This window comes from Enterobacter ludwigii (genome assembly GCF_001750725.1).
GTDB classification, from domain to species: domain Bacteria; phylum Pseudomonadota; class Gammaproteobacteria; order Enterobacterales; family Enterobacteriaceae; genus Enterobacter; species Enterobacter ludwigii.
On record NZ_CP017279.1, the window covers coordinates 4,131,818 to 4,148,266 of the forward strand.

10 protein-coding genes, 1 tRNA gene and 3 rRNA genes are annotated in these 16,449 nt (G+C 52.5%); 5 read left to right on the top strand and 9 right to left on the bottom strand.

Features of this window, described 5'->3' with window-relative positions:
• The first annotated feature begins 68 nt into the window (after positions 1-68).
• From BH714_RS19395 to rrf (BH714_RS19410), 4 genes are all read left to right on the top strand, one after another.
• A 23S ribosomal RNA gene (locus BH714_RS19395) occupies positions 69-2,974 on the top strand.
• A gap of 63 nt (positions 2,975-3,037) precedes the next feature.
• Positions 3,038-3,153: ribosomal RNA gene (gene rrf / locus BH714_RS19400) — 5S ribosomal RNA — on the top strand.
• A gap of 14 nt (positions 3,154-3,167) precedes the next feature.
• Positions 3,168-3,243 (top strand) — tRNA-Thr (locus tag BH714_RS19405).
• A 43-nt stretch (positions 3,244-3,286) separates the two neighbouring features.
• Positions 3,287-3,402, top strand: a 5S ribosomal RNA gene (gene rrf / locus BH714_RS19410).
• A gap of 103 nt (positions 3,403-3,505) precedes the next feature.
• Here rrf (BH714_RS19410) and BH714_RS19415 read toward each other — a convergent pair.
• The 7 genes from BH714_RS19415 to BH714_RS19445 all read right to left on the bottom strand — a co-directional run bounded on the left by BH714_RS19415 (position 3,506) and on the right by BH714_RS19445 (position 12,936).
• Complete coding sequence (locus BH714_RS19415; RefSeq protein ID WP_040018709.1) at positions 3,506-4,264, bottom strand: amino acid ABC transporter ATP-binding protein; 759 nt, start codon at positions 4,262-4,264, stop codon at positions 3,506-3,508.
• Between the two features lie 7 nt (positions 4,265-4,271).
• The gene (locus tag BH714_RS19420) at positions 4,272-5,375 is read right to left on the bottom strand and encodes an amino acid ABC transporter permease (protein WP_040018710.1); all 1,104 of its coding nucleotides are present in this window, start codon (positions 5,373-5,375) and stop codon (positions 4,272-4,274) included.
• Positions 5,376-5,384: 9 nt separating this feature from the next.
• A complete protein-coding gene (locus BH714_RS19425; RefSeq protein WP_040018711.1) occupies positions 5,385-6,566 on the bottom strand; it encodes an amino acid ABC transporter permease in 1,182 nt (393 codons plus the stop codon).
• Positions 6,567-6,633: 67 nt separating this feature from the next.
• Positions 6,634-7,659: an amino acid ABC transporter substrate-binding protein gene (locus tag BH714_RS19430; RefSeq protein WP_020883493.1), complete on the bottom strand. Its 1,026-nt coding sequence runs from the start codon at positions 7,657-7,659 to the stop codon at positions 6,634-6,636.
• Positions 7,660-8,146: 487 nt separating this feature from the next.
• On the bottom strand, positions 8,147-8,368 hold the full coding sequence (locus BH714_RS19435; RefSeq protein WP_008502867.1) for a lipoprotein: 222 nt from the start codon (positions 8,366-8,368) through the stop codon (positions 8,147-8,149).
• A gap of 303 nt (positions 8,369-8,671) precedes the next feature.
• On the bottom strand, positions 8,672-11,785 hold the full coding sequence (locus BH714_RS19440; protein WP_040018713.1) for an efflux RND transporter permease subunit: 3,114 nt from the start codon (positions 11,783-11,785) through the stop codon (positions 8,672-8,674).
• An 11-nt stretch (positions 11,786-11,796) separates the two neighbouring features.
• Positions 11,797-12,936 carry an efflux RND transporter periplasmic adaptor subunit gene (locus BH714_RS19445; RefSeq protein ID WP_040018714.1) on the bottom strand — a complete coding sequence of 380 codons (1,140 nt, stop codon included), beginning with the start codon at positions 12,934-12,936 and terminating at the stop codon, positions 11,797-11,799.
• A gap of 383 nt (positions 12,937-13,319) precedes the next feature.
• Between BH714_RS19445 and envR the strand changes: the two genes are divergently transcribed.
• On the top strand, positions 13,320-14,039 hold the full coding sequence (gene envR, locus BH714_RS19450) for an acrEF/envCD operon transcriptional regulator (RefSeq protein WP_040018715.1): 720 nt from the start codon (positions 13,320-13,322) through the stop codon (positions 14,037-14,039).
• Here envR and BH714_RS19455 read toward each other — a convergent pair.
• Both BH714_RS19455 and BH714_RS19460 read right to left on the bottom strand, forming a co-directional pair.
• Positions 13,943-16,036, bottom strand: coding sequence for a putative bifunctional diguanylate cyclase/phosphodiesterase (locus BH714_RS19455; RefSeq protein WP_040018716.1), 2,094 nt, complete (start codon positions 16,034-16,036; stop codon positions 13,943-13,945). The two genes, envR and BH714_RS19455, sit on opposite strands and share 97 nt — an antisense overlap.
• A 139-nt stretch (positions 16,037-16,175) precedes the next feature.
• Positions 16,176-16,340, bottom strand: coding sequence for a DUF2556 family protein (locus tag BH714_RS19460; RefSeq protein ID WP_020883498.1), 165 nt, complete (start codon positions 16,338-16,340; stop codon positions 16,176-16,178).
• Positions 16,341-16,449 lie beyond the last annotated feature (109 nt).

The window sequence follows — 16,449 nt, forward strand, 5'->3', positions numbered from 1 at the left end:
TGTGTGTTCGAGTCTCTCAAATTTTCGCAAACCGGTGATGAATCGAAAGAAACATCTTCGGGTTGTGAGGTTAAGCGACTAAGCGTACACGGTGGATGCCCTGGCAGTCAGAGGCGATGAAGGACGTGCTAATCTGCGAAAAGCGCCGGCGAGGTGATATGAACCTTTGACCCGGCGATGTCCGAATGGGGAAACCCAGTGTGTTCCGACACACTATCGTTAACTGAATACATAGGTTAACGAGGCGAACCGGGGGAACTGAAACATCTAAGTACCCCGAGGAAAAGAAATCAACCGAGATTCCCCCAGTAGCGGCGAGCGAACGGGGAGCAGCCCAGAGTCTGAATCAGCTTGTGTGTTAGTGGAAGCGTCTGGAAAGTCGCACGGTACAGGGTGAAAGTCCCGTACACGAAAGCACACAGGCTGTGAACTCGAAGAGTAGGGCGGGACACGTGGTATCCTGTCTGAATATGGGGGGACCATCCTCCAAGGCTAAATACTCCTGACTGACCGATAGTGAACCAGTACCGTGAGGGAAAGGCGAAAAGAACCCCGGCGAGGGGAGTGAAAAAGAACCTGAAACCGTGTACGTACAAGCAGTGGGAGCCTCTTTTATGGGGTGACTGCGTACCTTTTGTATAATGGGTCAGCGACTTATATTCTGTAGCAAGGTTAACCGTATAGGGGAGCCGAAGGGAAACCGAGTCTTAACTGGGCGTTAAGTTGCAGGGTATAGACCCGAAACCCGGTGATCTAGCCATGGGCAGGTTGAAGGTTGGGTAACACTAACTGGAGGACCGAACCGACTAATGTTGAAAAATTAGCGGATGACTTGTGGCTGGGGGTGAAAGGCCAATCAAACCGGGAGATAGCTGGTTCTCCCCGAAAGCTATTTAGGTAGCGCCTCGTGAACTCATCTTCGGGGTAGAGCACTGTTTCGGCTAGGGGGCCATCCCGGCTTACCAACCCGATGCAAACTACGAATACCGAAGAATGTTATCACGGGAGACACACGGCGGGTGCTAACGTCCGTCGTGAAGAGGGAAACAACCCAGACCGCCAGCTAAGGTCCCAAAGTCATGGTTAAGTGGGAAACGATGTGGGAAGGCACAGACAGCCAGGATGTTGGCTTAGAAGCAGCCATCATTTAAAGAAAGCGTAATAGCTCACTGGTCGAGTCGGCCTGCGCGGAAGATGTAACGGGGCTAAACCATGCACCGAAGCTGCGGCAGCGACGCTTATGCGTTGTTGGGTAGGGGAGCGTTCTGTAAGCCGTTGAAGGTGTCCTGTGAGGGGTGCTGGAGGTATCAGAAGTGCGAATGCTGACATAAGTAACGATAAAGCGGGTGAAAAGCCCGCTCGCCGGAAGACCAAGGGTTCCTGTCCAACGTTAATCGGGGCAGGGTGAGTCGACCCCTAAGGCGAGGCCGAAAGGCGTAGTCGATGGGAAACAGGTTAATATTCCTGTACTTGGTGTTACTGCGAAGGGGGGACGGAGAAGGCTATGTTAGCCGGGCGACGGTTGTCCCGGTTTAAGCATGTAGGCGGAGGTTCCAGGTAAATCCGGTTCCTTGTTAACGCTGAGGTGTGATGACGAGGCACTACGGTGCTGAAGTAACAAATGCCCTGCTTCCAGGAAAAGCCTCTAAGCATCAGGTAACATCAAATCGTACCCCAAACCGACACAGGTGGTCAGGTAGAGAATACCAAGGCGCTTGAGAGAACTCGGGTGAAGGAACTAGGCAAAATGGTGCCGTAACTTCGGGAGAAGGCACGCTGATATGTAGGTGAAGCCCCTGCGGGTGGAGCTGAAATCAGTCGAAGATACCAGCTGGCTGCAACTGTTTATTAAAAACACAGCACTGTGCAAACACGAAAGTGGACGTATACGGTGTGACGCCTGCCCGGTGCCGGAAGGTTAATTGATGGGGTTAGCGGTAACGCGAAGCTCTTGATCGAAGCCCCGGTAAACGGCGGCCGTAACTATAACGGTCCTAAGGTAGCGAAATTCCTTGTCGGGTAAGTTCCGACCTGCACGAATGGCGTAATGATGGCCAGGCTGTCTCCACCCGAGACTCAGTGAAATTGAACTCGCTGTGAAGATGCAGTGTACCCGCGGCAAGACGGAAAGACCCCGTGAACCTTTACTATAGCTTGACACTGAACACTGGTCCTTGATGTGTAGGATAGGTGGGAGGCTTTGAAGCGTGGACGCCAGTCTGCGTGGAGCCAACCTTGAAATACCACCCTTTAATGGCTGGTGTTCTAACGTAGACCCGTGATCCGGGTTGCGGACAGTGTCTGGTGGGTAGTTTGACTGGGGCGGTCTCCTCCCAAAGAGTAACGGAGGAGCACGAAGGTTAGCTAATCCTGGTCGGACATCAGGAGGTTAGTGCAATGGCATAAGCTAGCTTGACTGCGAGAGTGACGGCTCGAGCAGGTGCGAAAGCAGGTCATAGTGATCCGGTGGTTCTGAATGGAAGGGCCATCGCTCAACGGATAAAAGGTACTCCGGGGATAACAGGCTGATACCGCCCAAGAGTTCATATCGACGGCGGTGTTTGGCACCTCGATGTCGGCTCATCACATCCTGGGGCTGAAGTAGGTCCCAAGGGTATGGCTGTTCGCCATTTAAAGTGGTACGCGAGCTGGGTTTAGAACGTCGTGAGACAGTTCGGTCCCTATCTGCCGTGGGCGCTGGAGAATTGAGGGGGGCTGCTCCTAGTACGAGAGGACCGGAGTGGACGCATCACTGGTGTTCGGGTTGTCATGCCAATGGCACTGCCCGGTAGCTAAATGCGGAAGAGATAAGTGCTGAAAGCATCTAAGCACGAAACTTGCCCCGAGATGAGTTCTCCCTGAGACTTTAAGTCTCCTGAAGGAACGTTGAAGACTACGACGTTGATAGGTCGGGTGTGTAAGCGCAGCGATGCGTTGAGCTAACCGATACTAATGAACCGTGAGGCTTAACCTTACAACGCCGAAGATGTTTTGGCGATGAGAGACGATTTTCAGCTGATACAGATTACAGAATTTGCCTGGCGGCTTTAGCGCGGTGGTCCCACCTGACCCCATGCCGAACTCAGAAGTGAAACGCCGTAGCGCCGATGGTAGTGTGGGGTCTCCCCATGCGAGAGTAGGGAACTGCCAGGCATCAAATTTAGCGTGCTGATATGGCTCAGTTGGTAGAGCGCACCCTTGGTAAGGGTGAGGTCCCCAGTTCGACTCTGGGTATCAGCACCACTTTATACTTAGGTTAAAGTTCGGCAAGAAGTAAAAGAATTTGTCTGGCGGCTTTAGCGCGGTGGTCCCACCTGACCCCATGCCGAACTCAGAAGTGAAACGCCGTAGCGCCGATGGTAGTGTGGGGTCTCCCCATGTGAGAGTAGGGAACTGCCAGACATCAAACAAGTGAAGAGGCCATCCGAAAGGATGGCCTTTTTGCGTTATGTTTCCCGGAAAAAGTCAGACCCGGTAAGCGAAGCGCCACCGGGCTAAGACACGCTTAATGGATCACTTGTGACAGGAAAGCCCGCGTACGTTCAGATTTAGGATGTGCGAAGAACTCATCCGGCGGTGCCTGCTCAACGATTTCCCCACGATCCATAAAGATCACCCGATCGGCCACGGTTCTGGCAAACCCCATTTCGTGCGTCACACACAGCATGGTCATCCCGGACTGCGCCAGTCCAATCATGGTATCCAGTACCTCTTTCACCATTTCCGGATCCAGGGCGGATGTCGGTTCATCAAACAGCATAATTTTTGGTTTCATACAGAGCGAACGGGCGATAGCCACGCGCTGCTGCTGACCGCCTGATATCTGGCCTGGAAATTTATTGGCGTGCTCTGCGATACGTACCCGTTCCAGGTAGTGCATCGCCAGTGCTTCAGCATCCTTTTTAGGCATCTTTCGTACCCAAATTGGCGCAAGCGTACAGTTCTGCAGAACGGTGAGATGGGGAAACAGGTTAAAGTGTTGAAACACCATTCCCACTTCCTGGCGCACCCGTTCGATGTTACGAATATCTTCATTCAGCTCGATGCCATCAACAACAATGCGCCCCTGCTGATGTTCTTCAAGGTGGTTAATACAGCGAATGGTCGTGGATTTCCCGGACCCGGAAGGGCCACAAAGAACGATCCGTTCTCCCTGCTTAACCTTGAGGTTAATGTCTTTCAAAACATGAAACTGCCCGTACCATTTATTCACGTTTTCCAGCGTTATCATCGCGTCGGCAGGTGTCATAGTAATCTGGCTCATAATTTCCTCAGTGCGGTGTACGCCCGGTGTTAAAGCGCTTTTCCAGATGCTGGCTATAGCGCGACATGCTAAAACAAAAGATCCAGTAGATCAGAGCAGCAAAGACATATCCCTCGGTGGACATACCCAGCCAGGCAGGGTCAACGGTCGCCTGTTGCACGCTGCTAAAGAGATCGAACAGCCCGATGATGATCACCAGGCTGGTATCTTTGAAGAGGGCAATGATGGTATTGACCAGGCCCGGGATAACCAGCTTGAGTGCTTGTGGCAATATCACCAGTCCCTGCGTTTTCCAGTAGCCAAGCGCCAGTGATTCCGCCGCTTCGTACTGACCTTTAGGCAGAGCCTGCAGGCCCCCACGCACCACTTCCGCAACGTAAGCGGACTGGAAAAGGATGACCCCGACCAGGGCACGGATCAGTTTGTCTATCGTTGTCCCTTCTGCCATAAACAGCGGCAACATGACCGAAGACATAAACAGAACGGTGATAAGCGGTACACCACGCCAGAATTCAATGAAAATAACGGAAAGCACACGTACGACAGGCATTTTTGAGCGCCGCCCAAGCGCGAGCAAAATACCCCATGGCAGTGCGCCGGCTATCCCAACGGACGCGATAATCAGCGTCAGCGTTAACCCACCCCACTGACGTGTTTCAACACGTTCCAGCCCCAGGAAGCCGCCATACAACAGCACCCAAACAATAATGGGATACACCACTGCCCAACAGGCAATATAACGCCCCCGATGAGGCAGTTTTTTCCAGAACATTACGGCGATGGAGAGTAGCCCGATGGCCAGTGCCAGATTAATCCGCCAGCGCTGTTCATGCGGATACAATCCATACATGAACTGGCCAAAACGCTCATGGATAAACACCCAGCAGGCCCCTGCTTTTGTGCAGTCTGCGCGAGTGGATCCCGACCAGTTAGCCTGTAAAAAAGCCCAGTTCAGCAGCGGTGGAATTAATTCCCACATAAGCCACAAACATACAATTGTCAGCAGGCTGTTACTCCAGCTGGAGAACAGATTCTTACGCGCCCAGAGAATTAAACGTCCGCCTGTCGAACCGGCAGGGCGCGAGGAGTGCGACAGTATCGCTTTTGTCATCATAGATCCTTAGCGCTCGACCAGTGCTATACGACGGTTATAGAGGTTCATCAGCAACGAAATCACCAGGCTGATGATCAGATAGACAGACATTGTGATGGCGATAGTTTCAATGGCTTGTCCGGTCTGGTTAAGCACGGTTCCGGCAAACAGCGACACCATATCGGGGTAACCAATGGCGGCCGCCAGCGATGAGTTTTTGACAATATTGAGGTATTGACTGGTCAGCGGCGGAATGATGACCCGTAACGCTTGCGGAATAATGACCTGACGAAGCGTCACCGTATGGGGTAATCCCAGCGAGCGCGCCGCCTCGTGTTGCCCGTAAGGAACGGCCTGGATCCCCGCACGAATAATCTCGGCGATAAATGCAGAGGTATAAATCGAAAGCGCCAGCGTCAGGGCTGCCAGCTCAGGAATTAAAACCATTCCGCCCTGGAAGTTAAAGCCACGCAGCTGCGGAATATCCCAGTGAAGGGCGGCCCCAAACAGCCAGTGTGTCAGAAGTGGCAGACCAATGATAAGGATGGCGGCGGTTGGCCAGGTTTTACGAAGCTGCCCGGTTTTGAACTGATGCGTGCGGTTATAGCGGAACATGGCGGCTGAGAGAGCAAGCGCTATTACAAGGGCGGCAATGAAGGCATACAACCCTTCACCCGGCTGCGGAGAAGGAATATACAACCCGCGATTACTCAGGAAAAACAGATCAAGAGCGTCAATAGCCTGACGTGGCCCCGGCAGGTTGCGCAGCACGGCAAAATACCAGAAAAAGATCTGCAGCAGCGGCGGGATATTACGGAACGTCTCAATATAAAAAGTAGACAGTTTGCGTAGCAGCCAGTTTTCGGACAAACGTGCCAGACCAATAAAGAAGCCCAGTATGGAGGCAAAAACAATACAAAGTGCAGAGACTAGCAGCGTATTCAGTAAACCGACCACGAACACGCGTCCATACGTGTCGCCTTCCTGATAATCAATAAGGTGTTGAACAATGCCAAACCCCGCGCTGCGATCCAGAAAAGCAAAGCCGGAGGTAATACCGCGATTATTCAGGTTGGTTATAGTGTTATGGATGAGATACACGGCGATAAGAACAACCGCAATAATCGCAATAACCTGGAATAGCCAGGCGCGGACCGCGGGATGAGAAAAGGATAGCGATCCTTTTACGGCTGAGCGGCGATGGGACATAAAGAAACCTCGGTAACCATGACTCTGGGGCGGGCACTGCCTTAACAGTGCCCGTTACAGCAATGACTTAACGTACTGGTGGCGCGTACTGAATACCGCCGTTGTTCCAGAGATTGTTCTGGCCGCGTTTGATCTTCAGAGGGCTTTCCGATCCCACGTTGCGCTCAAAGATCTCAGCGTAGTTACCCACCTGTTTGATGATGTTGTAAGCCCACTTGTTATCCAGCTTCAGATCCTTCCCGAAATCGCCCTCTGTTCCCAGCAGATGAGCCATATCCGGCGTGGACGGTTTAGCGGCTTTCTCGTCGACGTTTTTCGAGTTGATGCCCATCTCTTCGGCATTCAGCATGGCAAACAGCGTCCAGCGAACAATGGAGAACCAGTCTTCATCGCCACGACGCACAACCGGTCCAAGAGGCTCCTTGGAGATCACTTCGGGCAGGACAATCCACTCCGCCGGGTTGCTCAGCTTAATACGCAAGGCGTACAGCTGTGACTGGTCAGAAGCCAGCGTGTCGCAACGACCGGATTCCAGCGCTTTGGCCGATTCATCGGAGCGATCGAATGTCACAGGGGTATATTTCATGTTATTTGCTTTGAAATAATCCGCGACGTTCAGCTCGGTATCGGTACCGGCCTGGATACAAACGGTCGCGCCATCCAGCTCTTTGGCGCTTTTCAGGCCCGCTTTATTGTGGGTCAGGAAACCGATACCGTCATAATAGGTCACGCCAGTAAATGCCATTCCCATGCCTGCATCACGGGAGGAGGTCCAGGTGGTATTACGGGAAAGCATGTCAACTTCGCCAGACTGTAATGCAGTAAAACGTTCTTTCGCCGTCAGCGGGGTATATTTTACTTTACTGTTGTCACCGAAAACGGCGGCGGCGACACCGCGGCAGACATCAACATCAATACCGGTAAATTTGCCGTTTGCATCGGCATAAGAGAAGCCAGGTAAACCGTCACTGATCCCACATTGAACAAACCCTTTCTTTTTAACGGCATCCAGTGTCGTACCCGCATGGGCCTGACCGGCTACAGCAAACAACATGCCCGCGGCGGCCAGGCTGGCTATCATCGTCTTTTTCATAATGCATCCTGTGTGGCGAAATTTATCGTTATAGAGGCGTTTTAAACGCTTTACCTGTCTGTGGCTTTGGCCAACGTTTATAAAGCAAACGTAATGCCAGGTTTTGCGCTCAACAAAATAGGTGACCAATGAACGCATAATGCTGAGTGTAGACAGGGTTAAATAAAGAGAGCGCCCCGAAACGGTGCGAAATTACAACCTGTGCCACAAATCGGAGCAAAACTTTCAGCGGCTATACCTTAAAAAGAAGAGATAGTTTCTGGGGTGAATATTGGCAGGGTATTAAATGTAATTAATATGTGAAAATCATCACGATAGAATATGTAATTTAACGCTGTGCATTAAAAATATGTGACTGTCCGCAGAATGAAATAAACAGTCTGGGTAAAGACGGGGCTATTTTTTTACTTATCTGAAAACGCTGCACTCTTTAAAAGCAAAAGCGCGTACAGAGCCGCGCTTTCTACACAAATGATACGTTCTGATGTTACTTCGTCAGAGCAACGATACCCAGCGTCAAACCTGCCACTGCGGCAGCACCACCGGCGATAGCACCTGCTGTTTCCCAGTTGTCCTGAGTGGTGCCTTTCATACAGGTATTGGTATGAACCAGTCGGCCTTGATCGTCGTATACCGGTACACATGGAGAGTCGTGCGCGCATCCAGCAAGCAGCGCAGCGAGTAGTGCAACGGAAATGAATCTTTTCATGATGTTACCTCAGTATTATTTCTCATTCGCTATACAGCCAGGAGGGCTATTAACGAACTGGAGACTATTTTACCACCGGGATAAGGCAACGTTGCACGGGGAATAATCTCAAATTATGTTGTTTGTAAAAATCGTGGAGAAAAGTCGCTGTCAGGATGAATTAATGGAGAAAATATGAAGACGTAACGCGGCGTTTTTACTTAATGCAAATGGTTAACTATTAATGCTGTGAGTATGACATATCTAATTCATTGTTTATGCTAAAAATAAAAAAGGCACCTGAGGTGCCTTTTTTGAGAAACATTACTCTTTGTGTTTCGTAAACCGGCGCCGGACAACCACAAAGAAGACGGGCACGAAGAAAATGGCCAGAAGCGTTGCGGAAAGCATCCCTCCCATAACACCTGTCCCGACAGCATTTTGCGCGCCGCTCCCGGCTCCTCTGCTGATGACCAGTGGCATCACGCCAAGGATAAAGGCCAGCGACGTCATCAGGATCGGTCGAAGGCGCATTCTGGATGCTTCCAGTGTGGCTTCAATGATCCCTTTACCTTCTTTATCCATCAGATCCTTAGCAAACTCGACGATCAGGATGGCGTTTTTCGCCGACAGACCAATCGTTGTCAGCAGGCCGACCTGGAAATAGACATCATTATTTAACCCGCGAATCGATGCGGCGAGAAGTGCGCCCGTGACACCCAGCGGCACAACCAGCATGACCGAGAAGGGAATAGACCAGCTTTCATAAAGCGCAGCCAGGCACAGGAACACCACAATCAGTGAAATGGCGTACAGGGCAGGTGCCTGGTTACCAGACAGTCGTTCCTGATAAGACATTCCCGTCCAGTCATGGCCGATACCGGAAGGCAGTTTTGCGGCGAGGTTCTCCATCAAGGCCATCGCCTCACCGGTACTTTTACCCGGCGCGGACTCACCGAGGATCTCCATCGAAGGCATCCCGTTGTAGCGCTCCAGGCGAGGCGAGCCATACACCCAGTGCGAGCTGCTAAAGGAGGAGAACGGCACCATTTCTCCGTTCGCGCTGCGCACGTAGAGGTTGTTGATGTCCCCTGGCAACATACGGAAGTGAGCGTCGGCCTGGACGTACACTTTTTTCACGCGTCCATGATCGATAAAGTCGTTCACATAGGTTCCCCCCAATGCCGTCGAGATCGTCTGGTTGACGTCAGAGAGGCTGACGCCCAGCGCCTGTGCCTTCTCCTGGTCGACATCCAGTTTGAACTGTGGGGTATCTTCCAGACCGTTAGGACGAACGCGAACCAGCAGATCGGGGTGCGCTTTCACCATACCGAGCAGCTGATTACGCGCCTGGGTCAGTTGGGTATGCCCCAGGTTAGCTTGATCAATCAACTCAAAGTCAAAGCCCGTTGCGGTACCCAGCTCGATAATCGCAGGCAGGTTAAACGGGAACACGAGGCCATCTTTAATCTGACTGAAGGCCTTTGTCGCACGCCTTACGATCGCCTCAACGCTATTTTCTGCTCCGGGACGCGCTTCCCAGGGCTTCAGGCTAACGAACGCAATACCGGAGTTCTGACCCTGACCACTAAAGCTAAAGCCGTTCACGGTAAACACCGATTCAACGTTAGCCTTCTCGTTGTTGAGATAATAATTTTGAACCTGGTCAAGCACCTGCTGGGTACGCATCTGGGTGGCTCCGGCGGGGAGCTGGACCATAGTCATAAATACCCCCTGATCCTCTTCGGGCAGGAAGGAGGTGGGTAAGCGCAGGAACAGTACAGCCATACCACCGACGATGATGACGTATACCACCAGATAGCGCCCGGTCTTACGCAAAATGCCGCTTACGCTGTTGCTGTAATGCTCCACGCTCCGATCAAAGAGCGCATTAAACCAGCCGAAGAAGCCACCTTTCTTTTCGTGGTGATCGCTGGAAACGGGCTTAAGCAAGGTGGCGCACAGTGCCGGTGTCAGAATCAGAGCGACCAGCACTGACAGCGCCATAGCCGAGACAATGGTCAGCGAGAACTGACGATAGATGGCTCCCGTTGAACCGCCAAAAAAGGCCATGGGGATAAAGACCGCCGAGAGCACCATGGCGATACCCACCAGTGCGCCCTGTATCTGCCCCATCGACTTCTGCGTCGCCTCTTTTGGCGGCAGCTTGTCCTCAACCATGACGCGTTCGACGTTCTCAACCACCACGATGGCGTCATCAACCAGCAGGCCAATCGCCAGCACCATACCGAACATGGTCAGGGTGTTGATGGAGAAACCGAACGCCGCCAGGATCGCAAACGTACCCAACAGCACGACCGGCACCGCAATTGTCGGGATAAGCGTCGCCCGCAGGTTTTGCAGGAAAAGATACATCACCAGGAAGACGAGAATGATCGCTTCGAACAGCGTTTTCACCACTTCGTGGATAGAGATCTTCACAAAAGGCGTGGTGTCATAGGGGTAGACTACTTTCAGCCCCTGCGGGAAGAACTGCTGGAGCTGGGCCAGTTTGCTCTTGATGGCGGCGGCCGTGTCCAGTGCGTTTGCACCGGTAGCCAGCTTAATCCCCAGGCCGGTTGCCGCTTGCCCGTTGATTTTGGTGACCATATTGTAGTTTTCGCCACCCAGCTCAATGCGGGCCACATCTTTCAGATGAACCATGGAGCCGTCCTGGTTCACCTTTAGCGTCACGCGGCCAAACTCTTCCGGAGATTTCAGACGCGTTTGTGCAATGATCGAGGCGTTCAACTGCTGCCCCGGTACTGACGGCGTTCCGCCTAACTGGCCGGCCGCTATCTGGTCGTTCTGCGTTTTCAGCTGATTAATCACATCCAGTGGCGTCAGCTGGTATTTGTTCATCGCGTTGCTGTCGAGCCAGATGCGCATCGCATACTGGGCACCAAACAGCTGCACATCACCAACTCCCGTGGTGCGGCTAATGGCATCTTTCACGTTAGACGCGACATAGTCAGAGATGTCATCCTGCGTGAGGTCTTTGTTATCGGAAACAAAGCCTGCGACCAGCAGGAAGCTGCTGCTGGACTTCTCAACACCGATCCCTTGCTGCTGGACCTCTTGGGGGAGCTGCGGCATGGCGAGCTGCAGTTTGTTCTGCACCTGTACCTGCGCAATGTCCGGGTCTGTTCCAGACTGGAAGGTCAGCGTGATGGTGACATTACCTGCGGAATCGCTGGTGGATGACATATACATCAGGTTATCGATACCGTTCATGTTCTGTTCGATAACCTGCGTTACGGTATCCTGCACCGTTTGCGCATCAGCACCCGGATACGTTGCGGTGATAGCCACGGCGGGAGGGGCAATGGTCGGATACTGCGCGATGGGCAGTTTGAGAATGGCCAGCCCGCCTGCAATCATCAAAATGATGGCAAGCACCCAGGCGAAAACCGGCCGTTGGATAAAGAAATTAGCCATGTCGTCGTCCCTTAACCGGCTGGAGTCGTGGTGGTATCAGGCGTCGCGACGACGGTAGCGCCCGGTCTGACTTTTTGTAAGCCGCTGACAATGACGCGGTCGCCATTTTTCAGCCCTTCCGTCACCAGCCAGCGATCGCCAATCGCCTGAGGGGCAACGACGGTACGTGACTCAACCTGGTTTTTATCGTTAACCACCAGAACGGATGCATCACCGCGCGGCGTGCGGGTCACGCCTTGTTGTGGGACCAGAATCGCATCAGGCTGTGTGCCTTCATCAATGCGGGCCCGGACAAACATGCCAGGCAACAGCAGGTGCTGTGGGTTTGGGAAAATCGCGCGCAAGGTGATAGAGCCGGTACTTTCGTCGACCGTGACATCTGAGAACTGCAGCGTACCTTTCAACGGGTAGGGCTGACCATTCTCCATCACCAGCTCAACGGTGCTGGTGGCCTCTCCTTTTTGCAGGCTCGTCTGCTTCAGACGCATAAAATCACTGCTGGACTGGGTGACGTCGACATACATCGGATCAAGCTGCTGAACCGTTGCCAGGGCTGCGGCTTGCCCGTTGGTCACCAGCGCGCCTTCGGTGACGCTGGATTTACCGATGCGACCCTCGACGGGAGACGTCACTTTGGTATAGGCAAGATTAATGCGCGCGCTTTCAACGCCTGCGTGTGCGGCAACGACGCTGGCATCTGCTTGCTGCGCTGTCGCCACGGCCTGGTCGTATTCCTGCTTGCTGACATACTGCGTGCCAACCAGCGTGAGATAACGTTTTACCGTCAGGTGCGCAATGTTAGCCGCCGCCTGGGCCTTCGCGAGTTCACCTTTCGCGTTGTCATACGCGGCCTGATAGGTGGCAGGATCGATCTGATAAAGTGACTCGCCGGCTTTTACATCACTTCCCTCTGTGAAGTTACGACGCAATATGATGCCGCTCACCTGAGGACGAACCTCCGCAACGCGAAAGGCATCTGTTCTGCCCGGGAGTTCGGTGGTGACAGCCAGAGGGGCGCTTTTCACTATATGCACGCTGACCTGAGGCGCCTGCGGATGTGGTGGTTGGTTTTCCTGACCATCGCATCCAGCGAGCAGTACCGCGCAGACAATAAAACCGGATAAGGGCAAACGTCTGAAATAATTCGTCATTACTGTTCCTTTAAATACCCATGAACCGATATTTGCCGTGAATCGGTAGCAGGGCAGAGGGATAAAAATAAAATGTAGGGCGTATAATAATGAGGGTAATTAATGTTTTTTAATTTATAAGTGCGAATGAACAGGCCTTAAGGCAAAAATCAGAATCAAACCTGGTGTTAGCGGGGATATACTTCTGGCTGGTTAATCAGATAAATGGCATTTAACGTGGTTGAATTATTCATCTCATGAATTTAATTATATCTATGCATTTGTCTAAATTATTAATTAAGCGATTTGACTTTTTTTGTGCAAAATTAAAACGCAAAGTAGTGAATACTTTCGTATACCTGAACCGTGTAAATATAAACCTTGTGAGTAACGAGTAGTCGTCTATGGCGCGTAAAAAGAAAGAAGAGGCTCAACAAACCCGTCAGCAGCTGATTGAAGCGGCTATCGGGCAGTTTGCGACGCGGGGCGTGGCGAACACGACGCTGACGGATATCGCGGATGCAGCAAATGTTACACGGGGTGCCATCTACTGGCATTTTACCAGTAAATCAGAAATATTTAATGCCATCTGGGAACAGCAATTACCGTTTCGTGACATCATTCGTGACAGACTTTCTCTTTCTGCGGGCAGCGATCCCTTGTTAATGCTTCGTGAGCAATTTATTGCTGCGTTGCAATATATTGCACATGAGCCTCGGCAATGCGCTCTTTTGCAAATCTTGTATCATAAGTGTGAATTTAATAGCGATATGATTTCAGAGTGTGAAATCAGAAAACGTATTGGTTTTAATTATGATTCTTTACGTGCCACGTTGCAGGACTGTATTTCGCGGAACCTCATTTCGTCACAGGTAAATGTTGATCTGACCCTGATTGTTTTCCACGGTTTTTTCAGCGGAATCATTAAAAACTGGTTAATGAATAACAGCAGTTTTAATCTTTACCAGCAGGCTCCTGCGCTGGTCGATAGTATTCTGGCGACACTCCCTGTCGTGCAGGTGTCGCCTCATGAGGATGATTTTAGCTCAGCGCCAGGTAACATTTCCCCTTGTGCGCAGAGCGTTTCGATGGTCTGTGCACTGACCGGTTTGCCCAACAGATAGCCCTGAAGCGTGTTGCAGCCCAGCGCCGTCAAAAAGGTTTGCTGTGCTTCGGTTTCCACCCCTTCCGCCACGACTTTCAGATTTAGCGTTTTTGCCAGAGCCACAATCGCTGAGACAATGGTGGCGTCTTCGCTTTCACCGCTTAACTCTTTCACGAACGCTCTGTCAATTTTCAATTCACAGGCCGGCAGGCGCTTGAGATAAAGCAGGCTGGAATAACCGGTACCAAAATCATCAATGGACGCTTTCACGCCCGCGTCCGTCAGCTCTGTCAGCACGCGCACACTCTCATCCGGGTTGCTCATCGCCGTGGTTTCCGTCACTTCAAGGATCAGCATCTCCGGCGGTACGTTGTGACGCGTCAGGCAGTCGAGCACCGTTTTAACCAGTGAAGGTTGCTCAAACTGCAGTGTCGACAGGTTCACCGCCATCGACCAGTTTTGATGCCCCTGAAGGTGCCACTCCCGCAACTGACGGCAGGCCTCATTAAGCACCCAGTTACCAATCGGGATGATCAGCCCCGTTTTTTCCGCCAGCGGCAGGAACAGGTCTGGCGTCAGTAATCCCTGCTTCGGGTGTTGCCAGCGCAATAGCGCCTCGAACCCAAGGACAGGACCCGCCGGTGCGTGGAATTTTGGCTGATAAAGCAGGCGCAGTTCATTACGATCGATAGCCAGCCACAGATCGTTCATCAACTGGAGATGGGTCTGCGCCAGGGTGTTCATGGAGGGCTGGAAAAAGTGATAACCGTTTCGGCCCATGTGCTTCGTGTGGTACATCGCCGCATCGGCGTTAAACATCAGCTCGCGCTCGGTTTTACCGTCGTGGGGATAGAGCGCGATACCAATGCTAAGGGTTACCACCAGTTCATAGGGATCCAGATTGAACGGGTTATCGATAGCGCGAACCAGCGAGTTGGCCAGCGAGGCCGCATCATCCGGACCTTCTCCTTCTGCCAGCAGAACAAACTCATCACCACCGATACGGGCAAGGGTGAACTGACCCTTCAGGGGCGTGAGCAGGCGCTGCGTCACGGCGACAAGCAGTCTGTCACCGATATCATGGCCGTACGCATCGTTGATGGTTTTAAACCCGTCGAGATCCATGAACATCAGTGCAAAATGGGTGCCTTCACGGTCAGCTTTGCTGATGGCCTGATCGAGTCGGTCCTCCAGCAAAACACGGTTCGGCAGACGCGTCAGCGTATCTTGTAAAGCCAGTTGAGCGAGTTCGCGGTTCGCTTCTGCAAGGGATGAGGCCAGAAGGGAGGTTCGTGCCTGAAGGCGGGCATCCAGCATCGAGACTAGCAGCGTGATCCCCAGTATGGCAAGTGCGACGACGCTGACCAGTACTGCCAGCCAGCTGCCGTTAATACCTCCATGGTGCGCCATGGTCGACATGGGAAACTGAGCGGCTTTCATCCCGGCATAGTGCATACCGGCAATGGCGATCCCCATCGTAACGGCGGCGGCAAAACGCATCAGCGACACCTGAGACGCTTCATGCCGCAAGCGGAACGTCAACCATAATGCGGCGAGCGAAGCCGCAAGCGCAATGACAACCGAAATGGCCACCCATGTTTTGTCCCAGATAATACCGGGAGAGACTTCCAGCGCCGCCATGCCGGTGTAATGCATCGCCACAATGCCGCAGCCCATCACTAACGCACCGGGCAGCAGACGGCGTAAACGTAACTGCTCACAGCTAACGAGCCACAGCGCAAACAGTGACGAGCCCACGGCGATAACCATGGATAGCACCGTCAGGGTCGCGTTGTAGCGCATGCTCATGGAGAGGTCCATCGCCAGCATGCCGATAAAATGCATGGCCCACACGCCAATCCCCATGGCAATACCGCCGCCGGCCAGCCAGACGCGCGCAGCCACGCCCTGACTCCCGGCAACACGTGCAGCCATATTCAGCGCGGTATAGGCAGCAAGGATAGCAACAACAAAGGAGAGGACGACGAGGATATGGTTGTATTGGCTAACCAGCATGATCGGTTCTACTCGAGTGTGAGGTTACGCAGGCGCGGTTGAGAAGGGCGAGACATTATCATCGTAAGGTAATGGCTCAAAGGGATTTAAATCCCCGTTTTTAGTAGGTCATAACAGTGAGTTTAGCGGCGTCAGGCGGTTAGTCGAGTTCTGAGCAGTTCACTAATTTTAGCGGATTTACGGAATTCATATTACGACACTTATCGGCTTCAGTGCTCATCAGTTCAATCCACTGCATCAGGAGCGCGTCGAAGAGGAAAACCGAGACAGCAAATACAACCAGCCACCAGTATTTACGAATCATACGTACCGTTCCGGGCGAAGAGGTTCAGTGAGGTGGTGGAAATATACACGAAAAGTTGCGGTTTAAAAGGGGGATAAACGAAGGTTTACACAGCCTTGACGGTGACAGG